At 65.0% G+C, this 26932-nt stretch carries 23 protein-coding genes; 10 read left to right on the plus strand and 13 right to left on the minus strand.

Annotated features, from left to right (window positions below):
- Positions 1-76 precede the first annotated feature (76 nt).
- Positions 77-1255, plus strand: coding sequence for an acyl-CoA dehydrogenase family protein (locus CNE_RS22540; protein WP_013952587.1), 1179 nt, complete (start codon positions 77-79; stop codon positions 1253-1255).
- Positions 1252-1809 (plus strand): flavin reductase family protein, encoded by a 558-nt coding sequence (locus tag CNE_RS22545; RefSeq protein ID WP_013952588.1) that lies wholly within the window; start codon positions 1252-1254, stop codon positions 1807-1809. The genes CNE_RS22540 and CNE_RS22545 overlap by 4 nt, the downstream gene beginning before the upstream one ends.
- On the opposite strand, the gene CNE_RS22550 is transcribed toward CNE_RS22545, so the two are convergent.
- From CNE_RS22550 to CNE_RS22570, 5 genes are all read right to left on the minus strand, one after another.
- Positions 1806-2672: a DMT family transporter gene (locus tag CNE_RS22550; protein WP_013952589.1), complete on the minus strand. Its 867-nt coding sequence runs from the start codon at positions 2670-2672 to the stop codon at positions 1806-1808. The two genes, CNE_RS22545 and CNE_RS22550, sit on opposite strands and share 4 nt — an antisense overlap.
- 21 nt (positions 2673-2693) lie before the next feature.
- Positions 2694-3602: a 2-hydroxy-3-oxopropionate reductase gene (locus CNE_RS22555; RefSeq protein WP_013952590.1), complete on the minus strand. Its 909-nt coding sequence runs from the start codon at positions 3600-3602 to the stop codon at positions 2694-2696.
- Positions 3603-3677: 75 nt separating this feature from the next.
- On the minus strand, positions 3678-4781 hold the full coding sequence (locus tag CNE_RS22560; RefSeq protein WP_041228587.1) for a malate/lactate/ureidoglycolate dehydrogenase: 1104 nt from the start codon (positions 4779-4781) through the stop codon (positions 3678-3680).
- Positions 4782-4894: 113 nt separating this feature from the next.
- The gene (locus tag CNE_RS22565; RefSeq protein ID WP_011616901.1) at positions 4895-5179 is read right to left on the minus strand and encodes a hypothetical protein; all 285 of its coding nucleotides are present in this window, start codon (positions 5177-5179) and stop codon (positions 4895-4897) included.
- 107 nt (positions 5180-5286) lie between these two features.
- A complete protein-coding gene (locus CNE_RS22570; RefSeq protein ID WP_202947897.1) occupies positions 5287-6039 on the minus strand; it encodes a DUF1345 domain-containing protein in 753 nt (250 codons plus the stop codon).
- Positions 6040-6095: 56 nt separating this feature from the next.
- On the opposite strand from CNE_RS22570, the gene CNE_RS22575 reads away from it, so the two are divergent.
- Entirely contained in the window at positions 6096-7634 is a 1539-nt protein-coding gene (locus CNE_RS22575; RefSeq protein ID WP_013952593.1) for an FAD-dependent oxidoreductase, read from the plus strand.
- Between the two features lie 8 nt (positions 7635-7642).
- On the opposite strand, the gene fdhD is transcribed toward CNE_RS22575, so the two are convergent.
- Positions 7643-8488, minus strand: coding sequence for a formate dehydrogenase accessory sulfurtransferase FdhD (gene fdhD, locus CNE_RS22580; RefSeq protein ID WP_013952594.1), 846 nt, complete (start codon positions 8486-8488; stop codon positions 7643-7645).
- Positions 8489-8809: 321 nt separating this feature from the next.
- On the opposite strand from fdhD, the gene CNE_RS22585 reads away from it, so the two are divergent.
- Positions 8810-11089 carry an FdhF/YdeP family oxidoreductase gene (locus CNE_RS22585; protein ID WP_013952595.1) on the plus strand — a complete coding sequence of 760 codons (2280 nt, stop codon included), beginning with the start codon at positions 8810-8812 and terminating at the stop codon, positions 11087-11089.
- 159 nt (positions 11090-11248) lie between these two features.
- Entirely contained in the window at positions 11249-12166 is a 918-nt protein-coding gene (locus tag CNE_RS22590; protein WP_041228588.1) for a bestrophin family protein, read from the plus strand.
- A gap of 62 nt (positions 12167-12228) precedes the next feature.
- Here the strand turns inward: CNE_RS22590 and CNE_RS22595 are convergent, their stop codons facing one another.
- The 3 genes from CNE_RS22595 to CNE_RS22605 form a co-directional block, all read right to left on the minus strand.
- A complete protein-coding gene (locus CNE_RS22595) occupies positions 12229-13047 on the minus strand; it encodes a family 1 encapsulin nanocompartment shell protein (protein ID WP_013952597.1) in 819 nt (272 codons plus the stop codon).
- Positions 13040-14089 (minus strand): Dyp-type peroxidase, encoded by a 1050-nt coding sequence (locus tag CNE_RS22600; protein ID WP_013952598.1) that lies wholly within the window; start codon positions 14087-14089, stop codon positions 13040-13042. Before CNE_RS22600 ends, CNE_RS22595 begins: the two co-directional genes overlap by 8 nt.
- 161 nt (positions 14090-14250) lie before the next feature.
- Positions 14251-15411 carry an NAD-dependent formate dehydrogenase gene (locus CNE_RS22605; RefSeq protein WP_013952599.1) on the minus strand — a complete coding sequence of 387 codons (1161 nt, stop codon included), beginning with the start codon at positions 15409-15411 and terminating at the stop codon, positions 14251-14253.
- Between the two features lie 440 nt (positions 15412-15851).
- On the opposite strand from CNE_RS22605, the gene selB reads away from it, so the two are divergent.
- The 4 genes from selB to CNE_RS22625 all read left to right on the plus strand — a co-directional run bounded on the left by selB (position 15852) and on the right by CNE_RS22625 (position 21449).
- Positions 15852-17762 carry a selenocysteine-specific translation elongation factor gene (selB, locus tag CNE_RS22610; RefSeq protein WP_013952600.1) on the plus strand — a complete coding sequence of 637 codons (1911 nt, stop codon included), beginning with the start codon at positions 15852-15854 and terminating at the stop codon, positions 17760-17762.
- Positions 17763-17807: 45 nt separating this feature from the next.
- Complete coding sequence (apbC, locus tag CNE_RS22615; protein ID WP_013952601.1) at positions 17808-18896, plus strand: iron-sulfur cluster carrier protein ApbC; 1089 nt, start codon at positions 17808-17810, stop codon at positions 18894-18896.
- A 55-nt stretch (positions 18897-18951) separates the two neighbouring features.
- Positions 18952-20370: a pyruvate kinase gene (gene pyk / locus CNE_RS22620; protein ID WP_013952602.1), complete on the plus strand. Its 1419-nt coding sequence runs from the start codon at positions 18952-18954 to the stop codon at positions 20368-20370.
- 491 nt (positions 20371-20861) lie between these two features.
- The gene (locus tag CNE_RS22625; RefSeq protein ID WP_013952603.1) at positions 20862-21449 is read left to right on the plus strand and encodes a helix-turn-helix transcriptional regulator; all 588 of its coding nucleotides are present in this window, start codon (positions 20862-20864) and stop codon (positions 21447-21449) included.
- A gap of 202 nt (positions 21450-21651) precedes the next feature.
- Here CNE_RS22625 and CNE_RS22630 read toward each other — a convergent pair whose 3' ends face one another.
- Both CNE_RS22630 and CNE_RS22635 read right to left on the minus strand, forming a co-directional pair.
- Entirely contained in the window at positions 21652-22893 is a 1242-nt protein-coding gene (locus CNE_RS22630; RefSeq protein WP_013952604.1) for an ABC transporter substrate-binding protein, read from the minus strand.
- A 28-nt stretch (positions 22894-22921) separates the two neighbouring features.
- Positions 22922-23977 (minus strand): cyclase family protein, encoded by a 1056-nt coding sequence (locus CNE_RS22635; protein WP_013952605.1) that lies wholly within the window; start codon positions 23975-23977, stop codon positions 22922-22924.
- A gap of 389 nt (positions 23978-24366) precedes the next feature.
- Here CNE_RS22635 and garD point away from each other — a divergent pair, with 389 nt between their 5' ends.
- Positions 24367-25932 carry a galactarate dehydratase gene (gene garD / locus CNE_RS22640; protein WP_013952606.1) on the plus strand — a complete coding sequence of 522 codons (1566 nt, stop codon included), beginning with the start codon at positions 24367-24369 and terminating at the stop codon, positions 25930-25932.
- Positions 25933-25950: 18 nt separating this feature from the next.
- On the opposite strand, the gene CNE_RS22645 is transcribed toward garD, so the two are convergent.
- Together CNE_RS22645 and CNE_RS38715 are read right to left on the minus strand one after the other, a co-directional pair.
- Positions 25951-26175, minus strand: coding sequence for a DUF3820 family protein (locus CNE_RS22645; RefSeq protein WP_013952607.1), 225 nt, complete (start codon positions 26173-26175; stop codon positions 25951-25953).
- 38 nt (positions 26176-26213) lie between these two features.
- The gene (locus CNE_RS38715; protein ID WP_049800637.1) at positions 26214-26753 is read right to left on the minus strand and encodes a porin; all 540 of its coding nucleotides are present in this window, start codon (positions 26751-26753) and stop codon (positions 26214-26216) included.
- Between the last annotated feature and the right edge of the window lie 179 nt (positions 26754-26932).

A 26932-nucleotide genomic window follows, 5' to 3' on the forward strand; every position in this document is an offset into this window, starting at 1 on the left:
GGGCTCCGATACTAGCACCGTGCCTGGCGCCATACAACGCCGCAGCGCACGTATCAGACCAGCCGGAGACAACACCATGGAAACCCTTTCCGCAGCGGATGCCAGCGCAGGCGCACAGGCCGACTGGCTCGGCCTGGCCGCGACCCTGGGCCGCACCTTCGAGGCGCGCGCGCCAGAGATCGATGCCAGCGGGCAGTTCGTCAGCGCCAACTACGACGACCTGCGCGCGCACCGCTTCTTTGCCGCGGCCGTGCCGCAGGAACTGGGCGGCGCCGGGCTCTCGCACCAGGAGCTGGGCGCGGTGCTGCGCGAGCTGGGCAAGTCCTGCGGATCGACCGCGCTGGCCTTTGCCATGCACACCCACCCGGTGGCCACGGCCGCATGGCGCTGGCGCAATCAGCAAGCGCCGGTGGAGGGGCTGCTCAAGCGCGTGGCGGGCGAGCAGCTGGTGCTGCTGGGCAGCGGCGGATCGGACTGGCTGCAAGGCAGCGGCAAGGCTACGCGCGTGGATGGCGGCTTTCGCGTGGATGCGCGCAAGATCTTCGCCAGCGGCGCGCCGGCGGCGGACCTGTTCATGACCTGCGCCGTCCATGACGATCCGGAGACCGGGCCCACGGTGCTGCATTTCGCGCTGCCGATGAAGTCGCCGGGCGTACGCGTGCTGTCGAACTGGCACACGCTCGGCATGCGCGGCACCGGCTCGCACGATGTGCTGCTGGAAGGCGTGCTGGTGCCGGATACCGCCATTGCCGCGCGCCGCCCGCAAGGCGTGTGGCATCCGATGATGCATACGGTGGCGATGATCGCGCTGCCGCTGATCTATGCGGTCTACGTCGGCGTGGCCGAGGCCGCGCGCGATATCGCGCTGCAGCTGGCGCGCCAGCGGCGCCTGAGCGCGCATGCGGTGGAAGCCGCCGGGCGCCTGTGCAACGAGGCCGATGCCGCGCAGCTGGCGCTGGATGCGATGTTCGCGGCGGCATCGGGGCAGGCGCCGGGCGCGGTCACCACCAACCGCATCATGTGCGCCCGCACGCTGGCCGCGCGCGCGGTGCTGGCGACGGTCGAGGCGGCGATGGACCTGGCCGGCGGCGCGGGCTTCTATCGCGACGCCGGACTGGAGCGGCGCTTTCGCGATGCGCAGGGCGCGCGCTTCCATCCGCTGCAGGCCGGTGCGCAGCAGGAGTACGCAGGGCGCATGGCACTGGGGCTGGATATCGACGCGCCGCCCGGCGAGGTGCGGCCTGCCGCGCAATGATGCCCGCCCTGGCGCCGCTACCGTATGCCACGCAAGCATGCAACGACAGCGGCCAGGACGACGCGGCCCGCGCCATCAGCCACGATGGCGCGGCGCGGCGGGCCTTGCGCGATGCGCTGGGGCAGTTTGCCACCGGCGTTACCATCGTTACGGCCGCGGACGCCGACGGCCAGCCGGTCGGCGTCACGATCAATGCCTTTACCTCGGTGTCGCTCGCACCGCCGTTGCTGCTGTGGTGCCTGGCGCGCAGTTCCGGCAGCCTGGCGGTGCTGCGCGCGGCGCCGTGCCACGCGATCAATGTGCTGGGCAGTGGCCAACTGGCCTTGTGCCAGCGCTTTGCCGCGCGCAGTGGTGACCGCTTTGCAGGCGTCGATTGCCGCCCCGGGCCGTGCGGCACGGTGCTGATCGACGGCACGCTGGCGCATTTCATCTGCCGGCACCGCTCGGTGCGCGTGGTCGGCGACCACGTGATCTTTGTCGTGGAGGTGGTGGCCTATGGCTCGACGCCAGGTGCGCCGCTGGTGTTCCATGCGGGCGGGTTTGCCGGCAGCTAGGCGCGCTTGCCTGCAATCACCAGTGCAATGCCGCCCAGCACCGCGGCCGCGCTCAATGCCAGCCGCAGGCTCAAGGCTTCACCGAGCAGCGCGATGCCGCCCGCCGCCGTAATGACCGGCACGCTCAGTTGCACGGTGGCGGCGGTGGCGGCCTTCAGCCGCGGCACCACGGCATACCAGATGACATAGCCCAGCCCGGATGTGATGGCACCGGACAACAGCGCATAGCCCAGTCCCGCGCTGTCCAGTGAACGCTGCGCCTGCATCACCGCACCCAGCGCCAGCGCCATCGGCACCGCGCGCAGGAAATTGCCCGCGGTGGTAGAGGCCGGATCCGCGGCGCGCCTGCCGCGCAGCGAATAAACGCCCCACGCGATGCCGGCCGCGATCATCAGCAGCGAGGACAGCAGCGGCGGCGCGGCCAGCCCTGGCAGCAACAGCCACACCAGCCCGGCCAGCGCCAGTGCCAGGCCGAACCATTGCTGCGCGCGCATGGGCTCGCCGGCATAGAGGCCATAGCCGGTCATGGTGGCCTGCACCGCCCCGAACAGCAGCAGTGCGCCGGTCCCCGCGGTGAGACGCACATAGGCGAAGGAAAAGGCCGCGGCATAGCAGAACAGCGCAAGCGCGGAGATCCAGTTGCCTTCCACCGGCGGCAGCCGCTGCGCCACGACCGTGCGCACCAACTGGTGCCGCGCCGCGACGATGACCCACAGCACCAGCGCCGCCGCGGCGACGCGGGCCAGCGTAAAGCTGGCCGCGTCGATGGTGGTGCCTTTCAGCGCGAGCCGGCACAGCAGTGAATTGCCGGCAAAGGCGAGCATCGCCAGTGCGGTCAGCACCACGGTGTTCGCGCGCGACATGCGGCGGGGCGGCGGCGTGGTTCAGGCTACGGGCGGCTCGTCGCCGATGGCGAACGAGGACAGGTGCTCGATCGCCCTGACCAGCCCGGAATGATCCCAGCCAGCGCCGCCCAGCCCGCTGCAGACATTGAACAGCTGCTGGCACGACGCCGTGCTGGGCAGGCCCACGCCGAGCTGGCGCGCGGTGGACAGCGCCAGGTCCAGGTCCTTCTGGTGCAGCGCGATGCGAAAGCCCGGGTCGAAGGTGCGCTTGATCATGCGTTCGCCATGCACTTCCAGGATGCGCGAGCTGGCAAAGCCGCCCATCAGCGCCTCGCGCACGCGCGCGGGATCGGCGCCGGCGCGGGCGGCCAGCACCAGCGCTTCGCTGACCGCCTCGATGGTCAGCGCCACGATCACCTGGTTGGCCACCTTGGCCACCTGGCCGTCGCCGGCCTCGCCCACGCGCGTGATGTTCTTGCCCATCAGTTGCAGGATCGGCAGCACGCGGTCGAATACTTCCTGCTTGCCGCCGGCCATGATCGACAGCGTGCCCGCCTTGGCCCCGACCTCGCCGCCGGAGACCGGCGCATCAACATAGTCGGCGCCGAGCGCCTCGATGCAGCGCGCGAACTCGCGCGTGGCGATCGGCGAGATCGAGCTCATGTCGATCACGGTGACGCCGCCTGCCGTGTCGGCAAGGCCGTCAGCGACCCCCTTCTCGCCAAACAGCACCCGCTCCACGTCGGGCGTGTCAGGCAGCATCAGGATGATGGTCTCCGACTGCTTTGCCACCTCCTCGGCGCTGGCGCAGGCTTTCACGCCGGCATCCTGCAGGTCCTGCGGCACGCCGCTGCGGGTATGGGCGGACACGGTATGCCCGCCCTCGACAAGGTGCTGCACCATGGGCTTGCCCATCACGCCAAGTCCGATAAAGCCGATCTTGCTCATGTCAGTGTCCGGTAGTGGTCAGGCGCCAGGCCGGCCGTGCGTCGCGCACGACGCCGGGTTCATCTCTGATGATAGTCAGTCGCAAGCCAGCGCAGACAGCGGCCCCGGCGCAGGCTGCGCGCTGGCGCGCGCGGCCGCCACCCGCGCGGCGGCATCGTCCAGCTGGGCCAGCGTGCCGGCGTCAACCGGGACATGGGTGGCGCGGGCGGCGCGCCAGGCCCGTTCGGGCTCGCCCGGCAGGCGGATGCCATCCTGCCCGGGCTGCAGTCGCGACGCCTTCATCCACTCGGCGAACGCCGCTACCTCATGCCCGAACGACGTGCTGGTGCCCAGGCGCGCGGGATCGAACACGATCGCCAGCATGTTGTTCCAGACCGCATGCTCATGCCGCAGCGTTTCGGGGCGGATGGTGTGGCCGCCGGTGACCGCGGCGCCCAGCAGCTCGCACATCACGGCCAGCACATGGCCCTTGTGCTCGCCAAAGGGCCGCAGCGCGCCTTGCGGCGCGCCGTCGGCGGGGTACATCACGGCAGGATCGGCGGTGGGCTCGCCGTGCGCGTCCAGCAGGCAGCCGGGCGCCACCGGCACGCCCTTGTTGTGGGCCACGCGCACCTTGCCCAGCGCGATCGCGCTGGTGGCGAAGTCCAGCACCAGCGGCGGCTCGCCCGCCACAGGCACGCCGATGGTGAACGGGTTGGTGCCGTAGCGCGCATCGTAGCCGCCGTGCGGCGCCACGATGGGCTTGGACAGCACGTTGACGAAGTGGATCGAGATCATGCCGGCGGCAGTGGCCTGCTCGGCCCAGTGGCCCACGCGCCCCAGGTGGTGCGACTGGCGCAGGCCCATCACGCAGACGCCATGCTCGCGCGCGCGGCCGATAGCCATGTCCATGGCCTGCGCCGTCACTGCCTGGCCCATGCCGCGGTTGCCGTCCAGGCTCAGCATGCTGCCGGCATCGTGCAGCACGCTGACCTGCTGGTTCAGCTGCAGCTCGTCGGCCTGCCAGGCCAGCACATAGCGCGGGATCATGCCGACGCCGTGCGAGTCATGCCCGCTCAGGTTGGCGCCGACCAGGTGGTCGGCCGTCAGGCGCGCCTCTTGTGCGCTGCTGCCCGCGGCAAGCCAGAGATCGGCCACCCACTGGTGCAGGGCGGCGGTAGGGATGCAGTGTTCGCTCATATCGGCCTTGGCTAGGGAAAAAAAGAGCCCCGTGCCGTGTGACGGCAACGGGGCTTCATGATACGGCCAGCGAGAGCTCGGCGGCGCCGGCGTGGCCGGTGATCGGCTACTGCTTACTGGCGCAGCGCAGCTTCGGCAGGTGACTGGCCAAGGATTTCGCGGATACGGGCCAGGTAGGTATCGCCCACCGCGCGGTGCATGCGCGCTGCCTCGGCCGCGAACTGGCGCCGGCTGGGTGGGCGGATGCCCAGGCTGCGGCAGATCGTTGACAGGTAAGGCTTGCGCTGGCCGCCCAGGCGCAGTGCCGCGGTCTGCAGCGCGGCATCGCCGATGCGCCCGCGCAGCCAGGCCAGCACCTGGCGGTCATAATCGTTTTGCACACGGATCAGGTGTTCCATGGACGGGACTCCTACTGTTCATCCATACAGGTACTGTAAATATATACAGTATCCGGCGGGATGCAAGGAGTTTGTCCACGAACACTTTGGCCGCGTGGTCAAGTCGCCTACAAGCCACCCAGGGCGTTCACGGTGAACGCCAGAATCCCCATGTTGAACAGAAACGCGGCCACGCAGTGGCCCAGGACCACCCTGCGCATGTGGGCGCCGGCGATGGTCACGTCAGACGTCTGGAAAGTCATGCCCAGCGTGAAGCTGAAATAGAGGAAGTCCCAATAGCTGGGGTCCTTAACGCCCGGCACCTGCAGCCCGCCCTGGTCGCCGGTGGCGGTCTGGAGATAGTAGAGATGCGCATAGTGCAGCGTGAAAACGGTGTTGGCAAAAAGCCAGGACAGGATGAGCGTGGCGACGATCAGCGCGATGTCGGCCCAGTGCGGTGTCTCGGGGCGCGCGATCAGCGTGCCGATCGCGACCAGGATCACCATCGAGAGCAGCACGGTGATCGCGAGCAGCGCGGTGCGGTTGGCATCGTTGTATTCCGCTGTACGCCGCATGGCCGCAGCATCGGCGCGCAACAGCGGCAGCGCGGCGCCAAGGAAGACAAGGGCCGCGAGATCGAAGCCGATCAGCAGCGCAATACGTGGCTCTGCGCCGAGCGCACCCGCGGTGAAGGTCGCAACAATCAATATGGCGCCGCACAGCAGAAAGCGTGCGGGTGCAATGCGCTTGCCGATAGCGAAGCGGGAGGGTCTGTTCATGGGGCAGTTATCCGGATGACCCTTCGTCAGGAAAGGAGGCTGGTCACCCGTGAATAATATCCGTGCCGTGGCGCAGTTTGTAACGCTGCATGCGCCTTTCATTTGACGGTATCGAGGTCGATAATGGCCCTGTGCCATGACCGGCAAGGAGAGACGCCATGACCAAAAGCTCTTCCTCCAAGGATGAATGCGATCTCGCCCAGGGCGTGCCGCTGGCTGACCTTGCTGATGGCGGCATGGTGACAGGCCAGATTGGCGGCGAACCGGTCTTGCTTGTGCGACGGGCTGATGAACTGTTTGCCATCGGTGCGACCTGTACCCACTATGGCGCGCCTCTGGCGGACGGCCTGCTGGTCGGCGACACGATCCGATGTCCATGGCATCACGCCTGCTTCAGTCTTCGTACCGGCGCGGTCCTGGGGCCGCCCGCCCAGGACGATCTGAAATGCTGGCGCGTGGAACAGCAAGACGGAAAGGCCTTCGTCCGCGAAGCGCTGCCGGCGGTGCAGCCACCGCGACTTGCCGCCGCCCAACTCCCTGAATCCGTGGTGATCATCGGCGGCGGCGCAGCCGGGACTGCCGCGGTCGAAACCCTGCGGCGGGAAGGCTATAGCGGCCCCGTCACGCTGTTGAGCGCCGATCGTTCATTGCCGTACGACCGGCCGAATCTATCGAAAGACTACCTCGCCGGGACGGCAAACGCGGACTGGCTGCCAATGCGGCCACCGACGTTCTACGCGGATCACGACATCGATGTGCGCGCCGACAACCGTGTCGTCAAGCTCAGCCCCGCGCAAAAATCCGTCACGCTCTCGGATGGCAGCAACGTAAGCTACGGCGCGCTTCTGCTTGCCGTCGGTGCCGTGCCGATACGGCTCGACGTTCCTGGCGCATCCTTGCCGCACGTGGGCGTGCTCCGTACGCTGGCCGACTGCGACGCATTGATCGCGCGTCTCGGCACGGCACGCCGATGCGTCGTGGTGGGCGCAAGCTTTATCGGGATGGAAGTCGCGGCAGCGCTGCGAACGCGAGGCCTGGAAGTGCATGTTGTCGCGCCCGAAGCGCATCCGATGGAGCGGGTCCTGGGTGCGGCGCTCGGCGGCATGATCAAGGCGCTTCATGAATCGCACGGGGTAACGTTCCATCTCGGGGCCACGGTGGCGGAGATTCAGCCGGATCGGGTGAAATTGTCGACCGGCACGGAGCTGGCCGCCGATCTGGTCGTGACCGGGATTGGCGTTCGCCCCGACGTGGCCTTGGCGCAGGACGCCGGCCTCGCGCTGGACAAGGGCGTGGCGGTCGATGAATTTCTCCAGACGAGCGAACCTGGCATCTATGCCGCGGGCGATATTGCGCGCTGGCCTGACCCGGGAACGGGCCAGCGTATCCGCGTCGAACACTGGGTGGTCGCCGAGCGCCAGGGCGTGGTGGCAGCGCGGAATATCCTGGGACAGCGCCAACGCTTTGCGGCCGTGCCATTCTTCTGGACCCAGCACTATGATGTGGCCATCAACTACGTAGGCCATGCGGAGCAATGGGATCGCCTGGATGTCGACGGCGATCCCGCCGCGCATGACTGTACGGTGACCTATTGGAGCAAGGACAAGCGGCTTGCGGTCGCCACGGTCGGGCGCGACCTGGCGAGCCTTCGGGCGGAGGCCGCATTCGAGCAGGAGGCGACAGGATCCGGGGCGTGATCGGCAACCTAGGCAATCCGCAGGCGTTCGGGATGTGAGTAGACGACCAGGCTGCCACTGCGCACAAAACCGGCCAGCGTCACCACCGTGGATTCCGCCATCCGCACGGCCAGTGCCGTTGGGCCGGACACCGCAGCAAGAATCCCGGCGCCGATCGATGCCGTCTTGAGCACCATCTCGTAGCTGGCCCGGCTGGTGACAATCACCGCGCCGCTCTTGATATCCTCAGTGCCGCTTGCCAGTGCGCCCGCCAGCTTGTCGAGCGCATTGTGGCGCCCCACGTCCTCGCGCACCAGGACCAGCGTGCCATCCGCGCGCAGCCATCCCGCTGCGTGGGTCGCTCCGGTATCGCGCAGCAGCGTCTGGCGGTTGTGCAAGGCGGCGAACGCCGCGTCGAAGACAGACGGGTCGAAGATGGCCGTGCTCTGCACCGGCTGCGGCAGGCGCATGACGTCTTCAAGCGACTCGGTGCCGCACAGGCCGCAGCCGGTACGCCCCGCCAGCGCGCGACGCCGGGTCTTCAGCCTGGCGAAGGCGGCGGAGGCGATCTCTATCTTGACCGTCACGCCGTTCCCGCCGGCTTCCACGTCGATACCGTAGATCTCGCAGGCGTTGTCGACAATGCCTTCGCTAAGGCTGAAGCCGATCGCGAAGTCATCGAAATCGGCGGGCGTAGCCAGCATGACCGCATGCGAGATGCCGTTGTATTCGAGCGCGACTGGCGTTTCTTCGGCAAGGCGGTCGTCCTCGGACCTCACGGTGCCATGACGCCAGCGTCTGACCTCGACGGTGCGCTGCGCCGGTACCTCTTCCATGCCGGCGCTACTGCCTTCCACTGGCAAATCCCGCCTCATCGCCTCTCCGCAATGTGTTTTCCGTGCAGTCGTGGTCATGGATGGCGCTATCTACTTCGAGGCCAAGCCCATTGTCGCGATCGCTGCAGCGCAGCCTACGACTAACCAGAATAGCCGGGTTCAGCAGCTTGCGCCGTCATGAATCGAATAGACCATTTGCTGCGAGCATTTGTGAGCTGTCAAGCATGCAATGGGGAGGGCAGCGCTATTTGTAACCGCTACTTGCCGAGCGGTAGGCCGAGTCTATTTTTATGAAAAGCTCGCCTTGCGGCACGGGCGGCTGTCGCCCCCAGGGGGCCGGTTCACGTTCATGGAGCAGACATGGCTACTCGACGGGAAGTGCCTGGCATCAGGCCGTATGACGGACCCGCTGGTGGTTGGGGTGCGCTTCGCGCAACGACTCAAGCCATACGGCTGCAAATGGATAGCGTCAAGGCGCCGATCACGATGCTCCGGACCAATCAGCCCGATGGCTTCGATTGTCCGGGCTGCGCGTGGCCCGACAAGGAGCACAGGTCCACGTTCCAGTTCTGCGAGAACGGCGCCAAGGCCGTCACCTGGGAAGCGACCAGCAAACGGGTGCGGCCAGAATTCTTTGAAAGCAACACGGTGTCGTCGCTGCTGCAACGATCGGATTTTGAGCTGGAGGATATGGGGCGGCTTACCCATCCGCTGGTCTACGATCGTGCCACTGACACATTTCGGGCGGTCGATTGGGGCGCGGCATTCGCCCGAATCGGTGAAATCCTGCGTGGGCTGTCGCCCGACCAGGTCGAGTTCTATACGTCGGGCAGGGCATCGAACGAGGCAGCTTTTCTGTTCCAGCTGTTCGCACGGGAATATGGCACGAACAACTTCCCCGATTGCTCGAACATGTGCCACGAGCCCACCAGCGTCGGCTTGCCACAATCGATCGGAATCGGCAAAGGCACGGTGTCGCTGGAAGACTTCGATAGTTGCGAGCTCATCATCTCCATCGGCCACAATCCCGGGACGAATCACCCCAGAATGATGGGAACGCTTCATGAAGCCGCACGGCGCAACGTCCCCATCGTCGTGTTCAATCCGCTGCGCGAGCGCGCGCTCGAACGGTTCGCGGATCCCCAGAACTGGCTTGAAATGGCGACTTACGGCTCGACCAGGATCGCCTCGACGTACTATCAGGTCGATGCCGGAGGCGACGCGGCCGCGCTCAAGGGGATCATGAAGGCCCTCCTGGCCATGGACGCGGCTCTGGGAGATATTCTGGACCGTGATTTCATCGCGGTGCATACCGAGGGTTTCGACGCATTTGCAGCAGACCTGGCAGCCACGACGTGGGAAGACATAGAGAAGGCGAGCGGACTCACCCGTGCGGATCTTGAGCAGGTTGCAGACCTCTACGCGAAATCGAATGCGACGATCGTCACCTATGGCATGGGCGTCACCCAGCACAACAAGGGCACTGCCAATGTCCGCCTGATCGCGGATCTGTTGTTCCTGCGTGGAAACTTCGGCAAGCCCGGCGCTGGCATTTGTCCATTGCGTGGCCACTCCAACGTGCAGGGAAATCGAACGGTCGGCATCACCGAAAGACCAACGGACAGTTTCCTCAAGCAGATCGAAGATGCATTGGGATTCAAGCCGCCGCAGACGCACGGACATGATGCCGTCAAGGCGATGCAGGCAATGATAGACGGCACGGCCAAGGCCCTGATCTGCCTGGGCGGCAATTTCGCGGTTGCGCTGCCCGATTCCGGACAGTCCTTTCCCGCGATGGGGAAGCTCGATCTGAGCGTCCATATCGGTACCAAGCTCAATCGCTCGCATCTGCTGGTGGCGAAGGAAACGTACGTGCTGCCGTGCCTGGGCCGCACGGAACTTGATGTACAGGCGACCGGGCCACAATCGGTGACGGTCGAGGATTCGATGTCAATGGTCCACGCATCGGCCGGAAAGCTCACGCCTGCCTCTGAAGAACTGCGTTCCGAGCCTTCGATCGTGGCCGGCATGGCCAACGCGACCATGCCCAACAGCAAGGTCCCGTGGCTGGACCTGGTGGCCGACTATGACAAGATCCGCGACCTGATCGAAAAGACCGTGCCCGGCTTCGAGAACTTCAACGCACGCATCCGGACGCCGGGTGGCTTCCGCCTGCCGCTTCCGCCGACCGAGCGCAAGTGGCCGACGCCGACTGGGAAAGCGATGTTCTCCGTGTATGGCGGGGTGAAAGAGGACGCCGACGTCCTCGGCGGAGAAAATGTCCTGCGCCTGATGACGATCCGCAGCCACGACCAGTACAACACCACGATCTATGCGCTGGATGATCGCTATCGAGGCGTATTCGGGCGGCGCGATGTGCTGTTCATGCATGAAGACGACATGGCGGCACGCGGACTGGAGCATGGTGACCTGGTCGACATCGAGACCATCGTAACCGGCAGGCAACTGCGCTTGAAGAAGATCACTGCGATCGCTTATGCAAACATCGCACGGGGTTCCGTGGCGGCGTATTACCCGGAGGCGAATGTGCTGGTGCCACTGGACTACATTGACAAGGAAAGCGGAACGCCTTCGTACAAGTCCATTCCCGTACGGGTGTTGCGTGCGGAGGTGACTTAACCCTGGGCGAGCTTCTGGCGACCTGGCGAAGCGCGGCACGAGATTTGGCGTGGGAGGAGGGCGTTGTCCGGCGACACGATACATGCATGACCTGACCCAGCAAGTCACTGAACTCGTATGCAGTCCGTTCTGAGATAAAGCTTCCCCACAAGAAAAATCATGATCGTACGGCCAAAGAGAAACTGGTTCAGCATGCTGTTCGTATGGAGCGGGTCAGTCTTGCAGACCATCATTCCGCAGCTGCTCTTCCTGGCTCTTGTCAGCGGCTTCGCTGTCCTGACCCAAGGGCGGATACTGGGCGAAAAGATCCCGCTCAATACCGCCCCTTTCACGCTATTTGGCGTGGCGCTGACCATCTTTCTTGCGTTCCGGAACAATGCCAGCTACGAACGCTTCAAAGAAGCACGCTACCTTTGGGGGCACGTGCTCATCGCCTCACGCTCGCTCACCTCGCAGATACTGTGTTATCTCCCCGAGGACCGCAGTGAGGATCGGATCCAGCTGGTCAATCATCTGATTGCGTTTGCCTATTCGCTAAAGCATGAGCTTCGCAAGACGGACCCGACCCAGGATCTGGTTCGGCTTGTCGGGCGCGACGCGATGGAGGCCTTGCGTTCCAAGCACTATCGGCCGACGGCAATCCTCAATGAGGTACGCCATAGACTCTCGCGCCTGCAATTTCGTGCCGTGATCTCGGAGAACAAGCTCTGGATGCTTGATGCCCAGATCAACGAACTGGCGACGACGGTCGGCGGGTGCGAGCGCATTGCATCCACCCCGATCCCGTTTTCCTACGGGGTCCTGCTGCATCGCACCGTGTACGCCTATTGCATCATGCTGCCATTTGGCCTGGTGGATTCGACCGAGCTGTTCACGCCAATCATCTGCGTCTTTGTTGCTTACACGCTGATCGCGCTGGAAGCAATCGCCGACGAAGTGTCCGAGCCGTTCAGCGAGGCGCCCAACGCTCTGGCACTCGATGCCATCGCACGCAACATCGAGCGCTCGCTGCTGGAGCTGTCCAATCGGGAGATTCCCGAGGAGAAATTACCGGACCGTCAGTATCAACTGACGTAGGGGGCGGCGCTGCAGTCAGTCCGGCGCGCCGAAACGGACCGCGCCGGCTCAATCGACAAGCATTATTTTCCGGGTGCTTGCCCTGTCAGTTCAAGCGGAACCGATGCCTCGCTCGTCAGCATCAGGAACGTCAGCGTTTCACGCAGGTACAGCCGTACCACCTGCTCCGTATGGCTGCTATAGCCGATCGAGAGATCCTCGCCAAGGTGCAAGGCGTAGTCACCGCCGCGGGTCGACATTACACTGCCGCCGCTGATCGCCGGCGCCCAGATGATCTCGCCGCTGACGATCCGCTTGATGTGGTCAATGACCGGGTAGCCCTGGTCGCGCCCGCCCGCGAGCGCGGTGTATGCGTCGGCGCCAAGGAGCACGGAGTAGGGGCCGTCGACGCCCACCAGCTTCAACGCCTCGAGCGCATCGCTGATCACCTGCGGATATTCGTTGACGTCGGCCGGCAGCGTGAACTTCGGATTCGACGAGCCTTGGTGGATGCCAACGACGCCCGCCTGCCGATAGCCGTCGAAGATGGCCCGATCCTCCGCAAAGGCAAGCTGTTTGGCCGCTTCCTTGGCCGGCTGCCAGTCGGAGTCGCGCGCGCCGCGCTCGACGCTGTCGATCGCTTCGCGCTGGAGTTCAAACGGCACGGTCAGCTGGACCAGGGCCCTGACCTCGCGCAGCTTCGCGCCGACGCCCTGCAGCGGCGCCTCGAGGTCCAGCAGGTGCCCGGTACCCACGCCGGCCAGTTCGGGGCCGCCGGGGCCGATCACGTCTGTCACGCGCCGTCCGGCGACGGAACGCTTGAAGGTGCGCGCCACTTCCTCTTCAATTTGAGACCATGCGGCGCTGGTGATTGGGGCGAGTTCGCGGTGCAGGTTATTCATATTCACGGTTCCCTTTGAGCGATCCGATATTCAATGAGCCTTCCCGGTGCGGTGCGGCCGACGGTGAGGGCGCCGGTTGGCTATCACTGACAGCAGGGGCTTCGCGGTCCGCAAGCCCTTCAAGCAGGTCGGCCGACGGCACAAAGAACAGGCTGCCGGTGACTGCCTTGCTGAAGTCGAGCAGCCGGTCGTAATTGCCGGGCGGCAATCCGACGAACATGTTCTCGAGCATCTTCTCGATCGGCGCGGGCGAACGGGCGTAGCCGATGAAGTAGGTGCCGAACTCGCCCGCTCCCGGGCGCCCGAATGGCATGTTGTCACGCAAGATCTTCACCTCTTGCCCGTTCTCGACCAGCGTTGTCAGCGAACTGTGCGATGACGAGGGTTTGATCTCTTCGTCCAGTTCGATGTCGGACAGCTTCTTGCGTCCGATGATCAGTTCCTGTGTCTCCACGGGAAGGGCATTCCACCCCGTCATATTGTGCAGATATTTCTGCACGATGACGTAGCTGCCGCCGGCAAACTCGGCATCCTCGTCGCCGATCACCGTGAAATCGACCGCCTCGCGTCCGGCCGGATTCTCCGTGCCATCGACAAAGCCGATCATCGCCCGCATGTCGAAGTTGCGAAAGCCGTGCACCTCGTCGACGACCTGGATCGCATCGCCAAGCTTGCCGAGCAGTTGCGTGGCAAGCTCGAAGCACAGGTCCATCGAATCGGCACGGATGTGCAACAGCAGGTCACCCGGCGTGGCGATGGCGACGCGATCGCCGGTGCCGAACTCCCGGAACGGATGCAGCGCCGCGGGACGGGGCTTGCCGAACAGCCTGTCCCAAGCGTCGGAGCCGAAGCCGCAGACACAGGACAGGTTGCCTGACGGCACGCGATGGCCGACCGCGCGCACGATGGCGGCAACGTCGGCACACCATGCGCGGACGGTGTCGGCGTGGTCGTCGCCGTCGGTGAGCGTCGCAACGATGAATATGGCGCTGCGGGTGACTGTGCCGGAAACAGCTTGCGGTTCGGGGGAATTTGTAGGCATCGGGCGCTTCTTGTTGGTGAAACCGATACGGTTTTCGGGCTGACGGAAGAGAATTCAACGCATAAGCCTACACGAATTGTGTGGTGCCTCTGACCTTTCATTTCCTCCTGACCAGGCAGTATCAATCGCCGTTGCAAATTGCGCAACGCCGGCGCTGGCGCTCACGTCAGCTTGTAGGATCTGGCCCCTGTTCCCGCAAGTCCGCCACCGTCAACGATGAGATATTCCTCGCGAATGGGGGTGCCATCGAAATAGCTTTCCAGGATTTCCAGCGTGCCAGCGGTATAGCGGGCCTGCGCGGAGAGCGAGGTCCCGGAGATATGGGGGGTCATGCCGTTGAAAGGCATGGTTCGCCAGGGATGATCCGGGGGCGCTGGTTCGGGGAACCACACGTCACCGCCATAGGCGGCAATGTGGCCGGACTTGACCGCACGCACAACCGCGTCGCGGTCAACCAGTTCTGCGCGCGCCGTATTGATGAGGTAGGCGCCGCGCTTCATCCTGGCGAGCATCCTGTCATCAAAAAAATGCATGGTTGAGGGATAAAGGGGTATCTGCAGGCTGACAAAGTCCATGGCGCTCACGAGCGATTCGGCATCGGGGTGGAAAGTCAGGCCCAGTTCCTGCTCGATCTCCGGGCTGAGTCGGTGCCGCTGGGTGTAATGCAACTGCAGGCCAAAAGGCTTGAGCCTGCGCAGCACCGCGAGACCGATCCGGCCGGCGCCGATCGTGCCGAATTGCATGCCTTCCATGTCATAGCTGCGTGACACGCAGTCGGCAATATTCCACCCGCCACGCAAGGCGATCTCATGGGATGGCAGGTAGTTGCGGACCAGCGCCAGCATCGTCAGTATGACGTGCTCCGCCACGCTGATGCTGTTTGATCCCGTCACTTCGGCGACGGTGATGTGGGCACGGGCGGCCGCCTCAAGATCGACATGATCGGAGCCGATGCCCGCAGTCAGCGCAAGCTTCAGCTTCCTTGCCCTGGCGATTCGCTCCCTGGTCAGGTAAGCCGGCCAGAATGGCTGCGAAATGACCACTTCAGCATCGGGAAGATGCTTCTCAAACGCAGAGTCAGCCCCATCCTTGTCGCTGGTCACGATGAGTTCGTGGCCCAGCCCCTCCAGATAGCCGCGAAGACCCAGCTCGCCGGAGACCGACCCCACAAGTTCGCCGGGCTTGAATCCGAGCGCTGCCTTCGAGGTCGGGGCAGTCTGGCCGTTGTCATAGGTCGTGATCACCGGAATGTCATCGCGGACATAGTGCGGCGGATATCCGGAGACCGGATCCGGATAAAGGACACATAGGACTTTCGCCATGAGAGTTCGATTCCTTTCCTGCTTTGCAGCGACATGGTCGGCCAGCCGATCCAGACTGCTGAGCAAGGCCCATGCCTGCGACAGCATCGCTGGGTAGTCGGGAGGTTCCGGCGTACTGCAAGCGCTGCGGGGCCTGTGCGATGGACAAAATGTCCATGCTGAGCCAGGTCTCTCGGGTCAATCTGTCCATCCCGTTGTCACTTAAGGCATCGCTTATAGGCGCGCAAAGAATCGCTGAATTTACCTTAAGTGGCCAGGCAATTATCTTGTCTCCAACGATGCAGGAACACTAAGCGCAGCGGCGTCGATGCACGCTTGAGCAAGCCTCATCGGCCATTCGGATAAGGATAGGAGACCATGCATGTTCACGACGAGGATATTCCCGCGGCAGTCCCTGATGGTCTCCGGCGCGTCAGGCTGTCGGTCTACCTGACGCAGCCATGATCGTCGGCACGGCAGGACATATCCATCACGGCAAGACCAGCCTGGTTAGGGCGCTGTCGGGCATGGATGCCGACCGCCTGAAGGAGAAGAAGGTGCGCGAGGTCTCGATCGAGCCTGGCTATGCGTACGTGCCGCTCGAGAACGGCGACGTGCTCGGCCTGGTCGATGTCCCGGGCCACCAAAAGCTGATTCACACCATGGCCGCGGGCGCATGCGGTATTGACTTCGCGCTGCTCGTGGTCGCCGCCGATGCCGGCGTGATGCCGCAAACGCGCGAGCACCTTGCCATTGTGCAACTGCTCGGCATCCGGCGCGGCGCGATTGCGCTGACCAAGGTCGATCGCGTGGATGACGCGCGGCTGCGGCAGGTGCGCGCGGAGATTGCGTCGTTCCGGCGCGGCAGCATGCTGGAGGATGCACCGGTTTTTGAAACCTGCGCAACGCGCGCCGACGATCCGGGTGTGAACGCGTTGAAGCGGCACCTGCACGCGGCCGCGGCTGCGTCGCGCACCAGGCGCGACGACGGGCTGTTCCGCCTTGCGGTTGACCGGGTCTTCACGCTTGCCGGGCAAGGAACGATCGTGACCGGAACCGTGGTGTCCGGGCGCATCCATGTCGGCGACAGGGTGTTGCTCGCACCGAAGAACGAGTCTGTGCGCGTGAGCAGCATCCATGCGCAGAATCGTCCTGCTGCTGCCGGGCGGGCGGGGCAGCGCTGCGCGCTGAACCTGGCCGGCATCGGCAAGGGCGCGATCGAACGCGGTGACTGGGTGGTCGATGTGCGCCTGGCACGGGCGTCGGAGCGCATCGATGTGATGCTGACCCTGTTGCCAGACGCCCCTGCGCTGGAGCACTGGGCGCCCATGCATATTCACCTGGGCACGCAGCACCAGGTGGCACGTGTCGCGCTGCTCGATGGCCCGACGCTTGCGCCCGGGCAGCGCGCGCGCGTGCAGCTTGTGTTCGAGCGGCCGGTGTGCGCGCTGCCTGGCGATCCCTTTGTCGTGCGGAACGCGCAGGCTAGCCGCACCATCGGCGGCGGAGATGTACTCGATCCGTTCGCGCCCGCGCGCAAGCGCCGTTCCCCGGCGCGGCTGGCGTGGCTCGACGCAATGCAGGCCATGCTTGACACTGGCTCGGTCGGGGCATTGCTTGAGCAGGCGCCAAACGGGCTGTCGCGCGCGCTGCTGGAGCGGCTGAGCGGCATGCCGGCGGCGGCCATCGAACTGCCGCGGGACACGCGCGTGATTGAACTTCCGGGCGACGATGCCTTGCTGGTGTCCAGCGCGGCGTGGCGGGCGCTGGCGGGCCGATTGACCACTGCCCTCCGGCAATTCCACCAACGCTCGCCGGATGTGCTTGGCCCGGAGGTGGCGCGTTTGCGCAGGATCGCCGCGCCGCTCGCGCAAGACGCGTTGTGGAGTGCGGTCGTCGATGACGCCTGCGCGCGCGGTGACATCATCAGGAACGGGCCCTGGCTGCACCTGCCCGAGCACACCGTGACGCTCGACGATGCGGATCGCTCGCTTGCCGCGACATTGCAGCAGGACATGAAAGCGGGGCGCTTCGATCCGCCATGGGTGCGCGAGCTGGCGAGCGCGCATGGCGTGCCGGAGGACAGGGTGCGGCAACTGATGCGCAAGCTCGCACGTCATGGCGAGACGTTTCAGGTCGTGCACGACCTCTTCTACGATCCGGAGGCGATTCGCGAGCTGGCCTTGCTCGCCGCTGTCGACGCCAGCAAGAACGCCGGCACGGTCGTCGCCGGGGCATTTCGCAATGCCACCGGACTCGGACGAAAACGTGCGGTTCAGGTCCTGGAATTCTTTGACCGTGTTGGCTATACGCGCTTCGACCGTGGCCGGCATCTGGTGCGCACGGACAGTCGTTGGCTGGAGTTGCTCTGACAGGCGACGACTGCCTCCCTACATTCACCAGCAGCGGAGTATGTCTTGAGCGTCAGCACTGAGCAGGTCACCGAAGCCCTGCGCACCGTCATCGATCCCAATACGGGCAAGGACCTGGTGTCCACCCGATCGGCCAGGAATATCCGTGTCGACGGCGGCGATGTCTCGCTGGAAGTCGAACTCGGCTACCCCGCGAAGAGCCAGTTTGATCCGATCCGCAAGCTGGTGGTTGCTGCAGTGCGGCAAGTGCCAGGCGTGAGCAATGTCAGCGTGGCCGTCACCATGAAGATCGTCGCACACGCGGTGCAGCGCGGGGTCAAGCTGCTGCCGGGCGTGAAGAATGTGATCGCGGTGGCGTCGGGCAAGGGCGGTGTGGGCAAGTCCACCACGGCCGTGAACCTGGCGCTGGCGCTGGCGGCAGAAGGCGCGCGCGTCGGCATGCTCGACGCAGACATCTACGGCCCGAGCCTGCCGATGATGCTGGGCATCGACGGCCGCCCGGAATCCGCCGACGGCCAGACCATGGAGCCGCTGGAAGGCCACGGCCTGCAGGCCAACTCGATCGGCTTCCTGATCGAGCAGGACAACCCCATGGTATGGCGCGGCCCGATGGTGACCTCGGCGCTGGAGCAGTTGCTGCGCCAGACCAACTGGCACGACCTGGACTACCTGATTGTCGACATGCCGCCGGGCACCGGCGACGTCCAGCTGACGCTGTCGCAGAAGGTGCCGGTCACCGGCGCGGTGATCGTCACCACGCCGCAGGACATCGCGCTGCTGGACGCCAAGAAGGGCCTGAAGATGTTCGAGAAGGTGGGCATTCCCATCCTGGGCATCGTCGAGAACATGGCGGTCTACTGCTGCCCGAACTGCGGCCACGTCGAGCATATCTTCGGACACGGCGGCGGCGAGAAGATGTGCGCCGACTACGGCGTGGACCTGCTCGGCAGCCTGCCGCTGAACCTGCAGATCCGCGAGCAGGCCGACTCCGGCCGTCCGACCGTGGTGGCCGAGCCCGACAGCCCGGTGGCCGAGATGTACCGCGCCATCGCGCGCAAGGTGGCGATCAAGGTCGCCGACAAGGCGCGCGACATGACCAGCAAGTTCCCAAGCATCGTCGTGCAGAACACCTGACCAGGGTGAACGATTTACGCGCGGCTCCCGTCGCGCGCTGACATGGAGCAATGGCATGAGACGCCTTCGCAACGCCAAGATCGTGGCCACGCTCGGTCCCGCGAGTAGCACGCCCGACCTCATTGACGCGCTGTTCGAGGCCGGCGCCGATGTCTTCCGGCTCAACTTCAGCCACGGCACCCACGACGACCACCGGCAACGATTCGAAGCCATCCGCGCCGTAGAGCGCGAACTGGGCCGCCCGATCGGCGTTCTGCTCGACCTGCAGGGTCCGAAGCTGCGCATCGGCACCTTCGCCGACGGCCCGGTGCAACTCGCCGCCGGTGCTGGCTTCCGGCTGGACCTGGACAGTGCGGCGCCCGGCTCGGCCAGCCGGGTCTGCCTGCCGCACCCGGAGATCTTCGCCGCCCTGAGCGAGGGCGTGGAGCTGCTGCTGGACGACGGCAAGACCCGGTTGCGCGTCGGGCAGTGCGGCGCCGACTTCGCCGAGACCACGGTCGTCAACGGCGGCACGCTCTCGGACCGGAAGGGGGTGAACGTGCCGGACGCGGTGCTGCCGCTGTCGGCCATGACCGAGAAGGACCGGCGCGACCTAGACTTCGGACTGGCGCTGGGTGCGGACTGGATCGCGCTGTCCTTCGTGCAGCGGCCGGAGGACATCCGGGAGATCAAGGCAATCGTCAACGGCCGCGCCGGCATCGTGGCCAAGCTGGAGAAGCCTGCCGCCATCCAGAGCCTGGACCTGATTGTCGCCGAGGCCGATGCCATCATGGTGGCGCGCGGCGACCTGGGCGTGGAGATGCCCGCCGAGCAGGTGCCGTCGCTGCAGAAGCAGATCGTCCGCGCGTGCCGCAAGGCCGGCAAGCCGGTCATCGTTGCCACGCAAATGCTTGAATCGATGATTGCCGCCCCCGTGCCTACCCGTGCGGAAGCGTCAGACGTGGCGACGGCGATCTACGACGGTGCCGACGCAGTCATGCTGTCGGCCGAGTCGGCTTCCGGCCGGTATCCGGTGGAGGCGGTGCGAATGATGAACAGCATTATCTCCCGCACGGAATCCGACCCGCTGTACCGCGACGCCATCGAGGCATCCCACACCCCGCCGCGCGCGGACGCGGCTGATGCCATCGGTTACGCGGTGCGGCATATCGTGGGCTTGCTCAGGGTGCCGGCGACGGTCGCCTATACCAGCTCGGGCTACTCGGCGCTGCGCATGGCGCGCGAGCGGCCGCAGGTGCCCATCCTCGGCATGACACCCCGCATGGCGACGGCGAGGCGGCTGACGCTCACCTGGGGCGTGCATGCGGTGCTCTGCCACGAGGTGCTGGATGTGCCGGAGATGACCGATCTGGCCAGCCGCACTGTGCTGGCGGAGGGGTTCGGGGAAGCCGGACAGTCCATCGTCATCTCCGCCGGACTGCCGTTCCTGGTGGCGGGAACCACCAACCTGCTGCGGATTGCGCAGATCCAATGAGGGGGTAGGGACGCCGCCGAACAGGTACGTCCCGGGGCATTGCCGCAGCGTTGCACGGTCCCCGCTGACAGAGGCCACTGCCACCTCCGTCAGCGGGCCGGGCCGCTCCCCTCCTGACCTCGACTCCCCCCTCGAAGGGGGTAGGCGATGCTGAGGCTTGGCTCATTTGCCCCGACTCTCGTTGACTACGGCTTTGGAAGCCCCCGGCGGGGCCTGCCGAAGACCGGGCAAATGATGGCCATGATGGTATCGAAACCGTGCAAAAGTCATATCCTGCTAATCAGCAGGGTGCCTTTGACGGCGCGCAGGCATGAGTGGCGCCGTTAAAGGCCTTCCGGCTGGCGAACCTCGCCCGGTTTTATCGACGCCAACACTGTACATGCGCTGGCGCGTGGTCTAGTCTTCACGTTGACCCGCGTTCGGGTGAAATCCGGGCGAAGGGGCCAATCAAGGCGCCAGTAAAAGCGCCAGTATCGGGGGTCTGGACTGCCATGAGTATCGAGATCGGAAAAGACATCACTGCGTTTGCCGACCAACTGCTGGACGCCGTATTCCTGGTCGACACGGGCGGCCGCATCCAGTATGTCAGCGCAGCCTGCGAGGGCATTTTTGGCTATACGCCGAAGGATATGGCGGGCGAGTTCATCATCGATCTGGTCATGCCCGCCGACCGGGACCGGACCATTGTCGAGGCCAAGCAGGTCATGTCGGGAAAGAAGCGGATCGGTTTTGAAAACCGCTATCGCCACAAGGACGGCAGTGCCGTCCATATCATGTGGTCCGCCGGATGGCTCCAGTCGGAACGGTTGCGCGTCGGGGTTGCCCGCGATGTCACTGCGCTGAAGAAGGAGAGCATTCTTGACCTTGGGCTGGCGCTTTCTTCCGTCCCGTTGGCGCCCCACGAGCAGAAAGTTTTGCGGCTGCTGTTGACCGACGCATCGGAAAAGCAGATTGCCCAGCGCCTCGGTCTGGCGGTTTCCACGACCCATTCCTATGTGACCGGCATCTTCCGGAAATTCGGCGTCAGGGGCCGGGCCGGGTTGATGAGCCTGTGGCTGGAAAACCTGACCAGGGATTAGCGGTAGCGGAAAACCGAACGCTGGATGGTTTCCAACGGCACAAATCCTAGTCTGTATTTGTCTGATACAAACTAGGATTTGTGCTTGTCGGAAATCGGCGCGGGGTTCGGACACCACGTTGCATGCCGCCGCTAGCCGGCACATAGTCCATCTTCATTCGCGTACTTCGGGCCCCAATCCGATATCTCCACCGGCGCCGCCATCAGCGCCTGAGCAACGGGCACTGCGACTTCGACATCGGCATGAACGCCTGCTCGCCCGGCACCGTGGCCAGCACCTTGTAGTAGTCCCATGGGTACTTGGATTCGGCCGGCGTCTTGACCTCGAACAGATACATGTCGTGGACCATGCGGCCGTCTTCGCGGATGCGGCCGTTCTTGGCAAAGAAGTCGTTGATCGGCATCGACTTCATCTTCTTCATCACCGCCGCAGTCTCGTCGGTGCCCGCTGCCTGCACGGCCTTCAGGTAGTGTGTCACCGATGAATATGCACCTGCCTGGCTCATGTTGGGCATCTTCCTGAGCTTGTCGAAATAGCGGCGCGACCACGCACGCGTGGCTTCATTCATGTCCCAGTAGAAGGCCTCGGTCAATACCAGACCGGAGGCCGTCTTCAGGCCGATGGCGTGGATGTCGTTGATATAGAGCAGCAGGCCCGCCATGCGCTGCGTGTTGTTGCGGGTCAGGCCGAATTCAGAGGCGGCCTTGATTGCGTTGACGGTATCGCCGCCGGCATTGGCCAGGCCCACCACCTGTGCCTTGCTGGCCTGCGCCTGCAGCAGATAAGAGGCGAAGTCGCTGGTGGCCAGCGGGTGGCGCGCGGCGCCAAGCACCTTGCCGCCGGTCTCGTTGATGACCGCGGTGGCCGAGTCCTGCAGCGTGTGGCCGAAGGCGTAGTCCGCCGTCAGGAAGAACCAGGACTTGCCGCCGCGCTCCACCATTGCGCGCGCGGTGGTGTTGGCCAGCGCGTAGGTGTCGTAGGCGTAGTGCACTGACACCGGCGTGCACAGGTCATTGGTGATGCGCTCGGTGCCGGGGCCGGAGAACACCACGATGCGGTTCTTCTGTCTTGCAACCTCAAGCACCGCCAGCGCCGGCGCCGACGCGGCCACGTCGAGGATGGCGTCGACATTGGCGGTATCGAACCACTCGCGCGCCTTGTTGGCGGCGATGTCGGCCTTGTTCTGGTGATCGACCACCACCAGTTCGATCTTCTTGCCCAGCACCTTGCCGCCGAAATCGTCGATGGCCATCTGCGCGGCGGTGGCGCTGCCGCGGCCGGTGACGTCGGCATACAGGCCGCTCATGTCGAGCAGCATGCCGATCTTGACGACGTCGTCAGAGACGGCGGCCCTGGGCTGGGCCTGGGCGGTGCCGCAGGTAAGCGCCGCGGCGAAGGCGAGGGCGCTGGCGGCAATACGGCGGATCGCGTGGCGATGGTTCATGGTGTCTCCCTGATTTAATGTTGTTGGCTTATACCGTGGCGATCGGCGTCACCGGCGACCCAACTGCTCCGGGCAGGCGCAGCGGCGGGGCGGTGAGCTGGAAGCGCGTACGGCCGTTGGCGCGCAGCCAGTCCGCCAGTTCACGCAGGTACCACAGCTCGCCCAGCGGCAGGCCCAGCTTGAACAGGCAGTGGTGGTGCAACGGCAGCAGCGGGTGGTGCTTGTCGCCATCGGGCGCGGGGCGGGCGGGGTAGCGTTCGACCGCGTAGTTGTCGGCGATCAGCGCGGCGATGCCGGCATCGGTGATCCAGTTCAGCAGGCGTTCGTCGCGGCCATCCAGCGCGCAGCAGCTGTGGTGCAGCACGGCTTCATCGGGGTTGCGCTGCATCGACAGCACCACCTCGGCAAAGCCGGTGCGCAGGAGCAGCATGTCGCCGCGTTCGACTTCCACCTTGCCGGCATCCAGCGCGTGCATCAGGTCGTCGTAGCCGACATTGCGGAAGTCCATGCCGAAGGTGTGGGCCAGGTCCACCAGCGCGCCCCGGCCCTGCATGCCCTTGACCGCGAAGTTCTCGATGCCCAGCGCCTGCGCGGCACTGTGGTCGTGGCCGCAAGGGTGCGCGGCGAAGTTGTCGTCCTCGGCATAGTCCACCGGGCCGACGATATGCTCGTTGGCGCGGTAGCCGTTGTAGTAGACGCGCTCCGGGCGGCCGTCGCCGTCGGCATCGAACAGCGCGCCCACGTGTGCCAGCGCATCCCATTGCGTGCTGTATTGCAGGCACAGCAGCACCTGGTCGTCGCTGATGACGTCGGTGGCGGTGGGATCGACCTTGGCCAGCGGGAAGTTCAAATAGGGGATGTCGTCACGGAAGGTAGGCCGCAGCACCGGCGGATGCCGGCGCGGGTTGAGCTTGTTGCCGCCGGGGTAGTCCAGCGGCAGCGACAGGCAGAAGCTGATGCCGGCCTGCACCTCGCGCGCGCCTTTCACGACCTGCTCCGGGCCGATCAGGTTGATGCGGCCGAGCTGGTCGTCGGGGCCGAAGTCACCCCAGTTGGAACCTTGCGGACGTTGCTTCCAGCGCATGAGTCATGCCTCCTGTCGTGTGCGTGGCCGACGGAGCGGCCGGTGTATGGGGTATCAGTGCGGCGTGGCTGCGCGATGTGCGTGGCCACGCGGAAGATCTCCTGTCCGGTTCTCGTGGCATGAAACCGGTTGCATCCTTATAGGCCATATCGCGGGGGATGGTCATTTTGCGGTGCAGCAGGATTTCGGCGAGTTGGCCTCCTTCTTAGTGGCGGACAATGCTGGTTCATGATTGGTTGTCGTACAACATGACAGAGAAGTGGCTTATATCCGTCCTGAAAAAACGAGAGATAGGGAATTCCCGGGGTCATAGGCAGCCATAAGCAGATAGAATGTTGTCAGACAACGTAACACTAAAGGTGCGCGACGCGCGCCAGGCTGGAGATGACATGGCAGTGACCCCGACGGCAGGTGAGCAGGCGGCTCGCCCGCTGTACATCACGATGCACGCGAACGACAACGTTGCCATCGTGGCCAACGACGGCGGCCTGCCGGCGGGAACGGAATTCCCCTGCGGCCTGGTGCTGGCCGAGGGCGTGCCGCAGGGCCACAAGGTGGCGCTGACTGATCTGCGCGAGGGCGACGCGGTGATCCGCTACAACGTGGTGATCGGCTACGCGCTGAAAGACCTGCCACGCGGCAGCTGGGTCAATGAGCGGGTGATCCGCATGCCGGCCGCGCCGGAACTGCACGACCTGCCGGTCGGCACGCGCGTGGCGCCGCTGCCGCCGCTGGAAGGCTATACCTTCGAGGGCTACCGCAATGCGGACGGCTCGGTCGGCACGCGCAATATCCTGGGCATTACCACCACGGTGCAGTGCGTGGAGGGCGTGGTGGAGTTTGCCGTGCGGCGCATCAAGGAAGAACTGCTGCCGAAGTATCCCAATGTCGACGATGTGGTGGGCCTTGAACACACCTACGGCTGCGGCGTGGCGATCGACGCGCCCGATGCCGGCATCCCGATCCGCACCATCCGCAATATCGCGCTGAACCCCAATTTCGGCGGCGAGGTGATGATCGTCAGCCTGGGTTGCGAGAAGCTGCAGCCGGCGCGCCTGATCGGCGCCGGCACCATCCCGATCCAGAAGGAGGGCGAGCCCGACGTGGTCTGCCTGCAGGACGAGCAGCATGTGGGCTTTGCCTCGATGATCGATTCGATCATGGCCACGGCAGAGAAGAACCTGGCGCGCCTGAACGCACGCCGGCGCGAGACCTGTTCGGCGTCTGACCTGGTGGTCGGCGTGCAGTGCGGCGGCAGCGATGCCTTCTCCGGCGTCACCGCCAATCCCGCGGTGGGCTTTGCCACCGACCTGCTGGTGCGCGCCGGGGCCACGGTGATGTTCTCCGAAGTGACCGAGGTGCGCGACGGCATCGACCAGCTCACCGCGCGCGCGGCCACGCCCGAGGTGGCCGAGGCGCTGGTGCAGCAGATGGCCTGGTACGACCGCTATCTGGAGCAGGGCAAGGTCGACCGCAGCGCCAACACCACGCCGGGCAACAAGAAGGGCGGCCTGTCGAATATCGTGGAAAAAGCGATGGGCTCGATCGTCAAGTCCGGCACCGGCCCGATCCATGGCGTCACCGGCCCCGGCGAGAAGGTCACGCAAAAGGGGCTGATCTATGCCGCCACGCCCGCGGGCGATTTTGTCTGCGGCACGCTGCAGCTGGCCGCCGGCATGAACCTGCACGTGTTCACCACCGGGCGCGGCACGCCGTACGGGCTGGCCGAGGTGCCGGTGATCAAGGTGTCCACCCGCAACGACCTGGCACGGCGCTGGCATGACCTGATGGATGTCAACGCCGGCCGCATTGCGACCGGCGAGGCCACCATCGAGGAAGTGGGCTGGGAGCTGTTCCACACGCTGCTGGCGGTGGCCAGCGGCAAGAAGTCATGGGCCGAGCACTGGAAGATCCGCAATGCGCTGGTGCTGTTCAATCCGGCGCCGGTGACCTGAGCCTCGGGTCTGACTGCGCTACGTACGCCCGCGCAACGGTTTGAGCAGATGTGACAGGCCGTTGTGATCCAGTTCGTGCATCAGCGCCAGCAGCGCGCCGATCTGCCCCGGCGGGAAGCCCTCGCGCGCGAACCAGTTCAGGTAGTTGCCTGGCAAGTCGGCGATCACCGTGCCTTTGTGCTTGCCAAAAGGCATGGTGACTGTGACCAGCCGCTTCAGGGCGTCGGCATCGAAATCGGTCATTGGTGGGCGGAAAGTCGGAAGGCTCCACGCTATCACAGTCAGAAGGCGCTCGTGATGCCCATTTGACCAAGCACCTGCGTGCGCCCGCTCGAAGCCGCGTTGGGCCCGAAGAGCCCATTGATCCATGCCCCCGTAGCCGGGCCATCACCTGAAGCCCGTTGATAGACACCTTCGGCATAGACGGCGGTCCGTTTTGAGAAGCGATACATCAGCGTGCTCGTCAGCGGGACAGCGTCATTGTTCAGGAGGATGGCATTTCCCTTCATGTACTGGACGTTGCCACCCAGTGTCCATGCGGGAGCGAGCGACCAGTTTGCGCCGATTTGCCCCTGGGCCTGTGTGTTCTCGGTATGCGCATATAAGACGCTGGTCATGACCGGTCCGAAGCTGTAGCGCATGCCGGCTCCGAAGTTGCGGATGCCGTCTTGCCCGTTGTTCATCTGCAGATACTTGACGTCCGTGTAGGCCGCGCCGGCGGCGAACCAGCCGCTCGAATAGTTGACGCCAAGGCTGACGGTGTTGCCGGAGGAAAACGACCCGGCGACACCTCCAAAGCCGTACAGGGCGCCGAAGGTCAAGCTGGCAAAATTGGCCGATTGGTACTTTACCGATCCTGGTACCCGAGCGGACCACCCGATCGAAGTCCGCCGATCCAGTGGGGTTGTTCGGGATGCCGAGGGCGGAAAATGCTCCCTGCCGGAAATTGTAGAAGCCGCCATAGGGCAGTGCGCCATCGAAGCCGCCGTTCGCCTCGTGA

The organism is Cupriavidus necator N-1 (assembly GCF_000219215.1).
Classification (GTDB): Bacteria; Pseudomonadota; Gammaproteobacteria; order Burkholderiales; family Burkholderiaceae; genus Cupriavidus; species Cupriavidus necator.